Below are 4,563 nucleotides of genomic sequence, written 5' to 3'. Positions count from 1 at the left end.
CAATTACCTATAGATTATATTAAAAGTGTATTAATCTTAATTAATAAAAGATTAGAGGATTATTTGCACGTAAATAATATTCGTCAGGCATTATATAGTTCTTACATTTAATATTAGGGTATGATAATAAATCAGTATTTTTCTAATAAAAAATATTGTTGTAAAAAAGTCAGTATGTTGATTGTTCGGTCATCAGTAATACACCTTTATAAGGTGTAAGTATATTATCAACTTAAATATGAAAGAAATGATAGAGAGACATATAGAGATGTATTTTATTCTATGTGATTAGAGGTTATTTAGAGTAAAATATGAGTATACTTTTAATTTTAGAAGAGAACTGTTGTAGTTTAAAAAACTATTGAACGCTAGATGAAAAAGTATATGGATAGCAAAGCAAGTACGCCAACTTTATTGAATTTTGTGAAAATAAAAAATGTAATGTAATTGATTCATTTTATGGTGGCCAGAGGCAGAATTGAACTGCCGACACAAGGATTTTCAGTCCTCTGCTCTACCAACTGAGCTATCTGGCCGGTTAAAGGTTCTCTTTCTCTTATGCTGCTTGAGGTCAACTTTAAAGTCAATATTATTTCTTAATTTCAAGTTTATAATGAATTTAATCCTTAAAAATCTCCATTCATTTCCATTACGGGAAGACCCTTAATCTTAAAATTTTATATTAGCTTTACCCGTTAAATGGCACACGTAGCTATAACGAATAAATATCAGTGTTGTGTTGTTGTTTAATATTTCAGGGGCTTGTTTCCATTATTTTGAGGGGAATCAGGAAGACGATCTTTTCGATAATCATTTGTTCCAAAAAATTCCAAAGAAAATTCTTATCATGTCAACAAAAATAGTTAAGTTTCTTCAGTGAGCTAACTTGACAGTTTTTTACTTTCCATTCCAAAGAGGAATTTTTCCATCTCTTGTTCTAGGAAATGACGAGCTTTGGGGTCAATGAGAGTTAGGTGATATTCATTAATTAACATAGTCTGATGAGAAAGCCAGTTTTCCCAAGCTTGTACAGAAATTTTTTCGTAAATACGTTGTCCTAATTCACCTGGATAAGGTTGATAATTTAGCGCATCAGCTTCTTTATTTAGTTTTTGGCAGAAAATACGTCGAGTACTCATATTATTTATTGTATTGTGCGTTTAATTGTTTCAGTAATCGTGATACCGGTGCAGAAACTCCTCCCGGTAAAGGAGACCCTTCTTTATACCAGATTTGAAATCTATCTTCTATAATTTGTACAGATTTCATACTAAGCTTTAGTAAAATTGGTTGAATTTCTAGTTTAAAGTGGCTAAATTTATGAACGAAAGACTTCCATCGTTCGAGTTTGATTGTATCGTTGATATTAAATTTTCTCCGATACCAATTTTTGATATTTGTCTCTATAGGACATTCTGGAAAACTCCATAATCCGCCCCATATTCCTACAGGAGGTCGTTTTTCCAGTAGAATATGGCCTTTGGTATTTTGTAATAAAACTAAATAGATGCTTTTAGATAATTGATTGATTTTAGATGTCTTGACAGGAAATTCAGTTTGACGATCTTGTTGATTAGCAAAACAGTTTTTTTTAACAGGACATAAAACGCACTTAGGTTTTGTACGGGTACATATCATAGAACCAATATCCATCATTGCTTGATTATAATTCCAACATTCTCTCCGAGGAGTGTATTTTTTTGCTAAATCCCATAATAAATTGATCCCATCTGATTGATTAATCGGGGCAGTCAGAGCATGATAACGAGCTAAGATACGCTTTACATTACCATCTAAAATTACTGCATATCGATGCATTCCCAATGATAAAATGGCGCCGGCCGTTGATTGGCCAATGCCAGGTAATAAAGTCAAATTTTCTACTGCATTAGGAAATTGACCCTGATATTTTTTGTGAATAATTTGTGCGGTACGATGAAGATTACGGGCACGGGCGTAGTAACCTAGACCTGACCAATAAAAAAAAACTTCATCAATATTTGCTAAGGCTAAAGTTATAAGAGTTGGGAATCGATCTATAAAACGTTTAAAGTAAGGGATTACTGTCTTAACTTGTGTTTGTTGCAGCATAATCTCAGAAACCCAGACTCGATAAGGAGTAATATCCTTTTGCCAAGGAAGATTGTGTCGGCCAAATCGTTTAAACCAAAGTAATACAGCCCGTGAAAATTCTTGAGAATTCATTCCTATAAATTTTTAATAAATTTCTATAAATTTAATTTCTTATTACTTTTATCTTCATATATCTTCATATTTATTTATTTTCTATTATTTATTTTCTTCTATACATTTTTTAAATTTAATACATCAGCGGGTGATGGGAATTGAACCCACATTCTAAGCTTGGGAAGCTTATGTTTTACCATTGAACTACACCCGCATAAAACTATACTTTTTATTTAATTATTTTTGTTGTAGTTAGGGAACTCGCATTAAATTTAAGTTACCTGTTAAGTAAAATGCTACCAAACTCAAAATTAAAAATCTAGTTTCATGAATGATAAAGCTATCAAGAAAGAACAACCTATCTTACTTTAGAATCAAAATTGTTATTGAAATTTTATGGCCAATGTATGAGATTATTTTTTCTACACACTACTTAATTAAATTAATTAAAATTTTTTCAGAAGTAGTGAGATAAGAATAAAAATTAGTTTGTAAAAAACAATCTTTATTACTCATGACTAAAATAAATGTCAAGCTGTATTATCTTGAAATAAAGCAGGGATATATCGAGCGGGTATCGATCACTCTGATAGTAAGCTTAAAATCAGAAGGTATTCAAAATGTTTTTATCATCTGCTCAAAAACTTAAAAAAGTAATTAATTACGATTGCCTTAGGGAACTTGGATGATTATTTCATATAAATGATTGCTGTTGTAAGAGATTTTTAAAATATATAGCAAACCTCACAAGGAGCATAGGAAAATTTTTAATCTCAAGAGATCCTGCAGTAACGTTAGTAAACTAAATTTGAAATATGTGAAACATGATTAATATAACATTTGGGATTTGGCTTTTTAAAATAATGAACTATTTTTTAGAAATAAAGGTCAAATTGTGCCATTACAACGTTATTGCTTTTACTGAAATCATCAGTAATACCTGAGAAAGGGTAGATTGAATGAATTCTAATAGTAGTTGAGTTTCTCGAGTAATTCACATCGTGTCGATATTCCAAAGCAAAATTTGTATCCCTCCAAATATTAACATTATAGAAAATACTATAGCGCTCTTGAGGTAGGCCTAGAGCTAAAGATTGGCCGGTATGATCGTACCCAATCCCAAGAGAACTAACCTTTGAAGCTATATGAAAGGTGTAGTTTGCTTCGGTGTGAAAAGCAGTAGGTCGGCAAATAATGCTTTGGTTGGCAAACCTAATATCATTAGAAATATCAAAACTCCTTAAAGCTCCTACATATTCCGCAATGAAAACCATAGTGTTAATTGAAAAACTTCCGTAAAAATTAATTGCTTGAATGTTATGATCCAAGATTTTATTATGCAAAAATACTGTGGATTGCATTCCTTCTGAATCTGCGAGATTAGAAATCAAGCTTGCTCCTACTTCACCACTTACCTGCCCCCCATTATTAAATTCATAACCAATATCCATCCCCCATTGATTGTTTTGATTACTAGAAGACAGATTATTAGTTAGTTCTTGATAACCATATATTTCAGCATGCACAGTGTTCTTATTAGTTTGGTACCCAACTGTCACAGCGCGAGCACGGGTTCGTCCGAGTCCTAAAGTTACCGGAGAGCTAATCATTAAACTATTATACCGACCAAACGGTACGTACACTTGACCAATACTTATATAAAAAGGAAATCGACTTAGATTTCCTATTGTAAGAAAAGCACGATTTATAAATACATCTGATCCGTCCACTAACTCATTGGGATCATAATCTAAGGATATATAACCAGAGACCCATAAATTTTTTTGAAGATAGGTATCTAATTCTGCGCCACTAAAGTTGATATTTACTGTTCTTGATCCTGAGTAAGTGCTCTTATAACCTACCTGGCCTTCTAATTTTCCACTAAAGGTTATCTGTGGGAGTGGAAAAGTTGGGATTCCCATCCCACTACATTTCTCTGCTAATTGATACTGATTAAGAAGTATCCAAGCATCTTCTCGAATGGTTGGAGTATTGATGATAAGTGTTGATACATTAAAAGCCTCTTGAGTATTGAGATAAGGGCCTATCCCTACATGAGAAATATGATAGATAGATGTACCATTTGGGCAGATACACTTTTGATAATAGTATCTATAAGTAAGTTTATTCTGAGATTGTTTTTTTTGTATTTTAAATTGATTGATTTGTTTCTGGAAATACTCAATTCGTTTGTTGATTTGTTGATTGGTAGCTGCGAACAAAGGATTTAAAACAGTAGTAACACAAAAACTTACTATTGAAACTAAAAATTTAGATAACATTAGCTCTTTCCTCTCTTGTCATTAAAGGTCAGGTGAAGAACAGTCTTGTTACGAGGCACCATATCACTATATCCTGTATAATGGTATATAC

General features: G+C 32.0%; 3 protein-coding genes and 2 tRNA genes. All 5 read right to left on the bottom strand.

Features of this window, described 5'->3' with window-relative positions; genetic code table 11:
• Positions 1 to 460: 460 nt before the first annotated feature.
• The 5 genes from CLERM_RS03500 to CLERM_RS03480 all read right to left on the bottom strand — a co-directional run bounded on the left by CLERM_RS03500 (position 461) and on the right by CLERM_RS03480 (position 4,472).
• Positions 461 to 536 (bottom strand) — tRNA-Phe (locus CLERM_RS03500).
• A 345-nt stretch (positions 537 to 881) separates the two neighbouring features.
• On the bottom strand, positions 882 to 1,139 hold the full coding sequence (locus CLERM_RS03495) for an oxidative damage protection protein (protein ID WP_102157202.1): 258 nt from the start codon (positions 1,137 to 1,139) through the stop codon (positions 882 to 884).
• A gap of 1 nt (position 1,140) precedes the next feature.
• Positions 1,141 to 2,205, bottom strand: coding sequence for an A/G-specific adenine glycosylase (gene mutY, locus CLERM_RS03490; RefSeq protein ID WP_102157201.1), 1,065 nt, complete (start codon positions 2,203 to 2,205; stop codon positions 1,141 to 1,143).
• Positions 2,206 to 2,330: 125 nt separating this feature from the next.
• Positions 2,331 to 2,401, bottom strand: a tRNA-Gly gene (locus tag CLERM_RS03485).
• A gap of 661 nt (positions 2,402 to 3,062) precedes the next feature.
• Positions 3,063 to 4,472 carry an LbtU family siderophore porin gene (locus tag CLERM_RS03480; protein ID WP_102157200.1) on the bottom strand — a complete coding sequence of 470 codons (1,410 nt, stop codon included), beginning with the start codon at positions 4,470 to 4,472 and terminating at the stop codon, positions 3,063 to 3,065.
• Positions 4,473 to 4,563 lie beyond the last annotated feature (91 nt).

It is taken from the genome of Coxiella-like endosymbiont, from assembly GCF_002871095.1.
Classification (GTDB): Bacteria; Pseudomonadota; Gammaproteobacteria; order Coxiellales; family Coxiellaceae; genus Coxiella.
The sequence above is the reverse complement of the archived record's forward strand: the minus strand, read 5'-3'. Positions and strand labels throughout refer to the sequence as shown.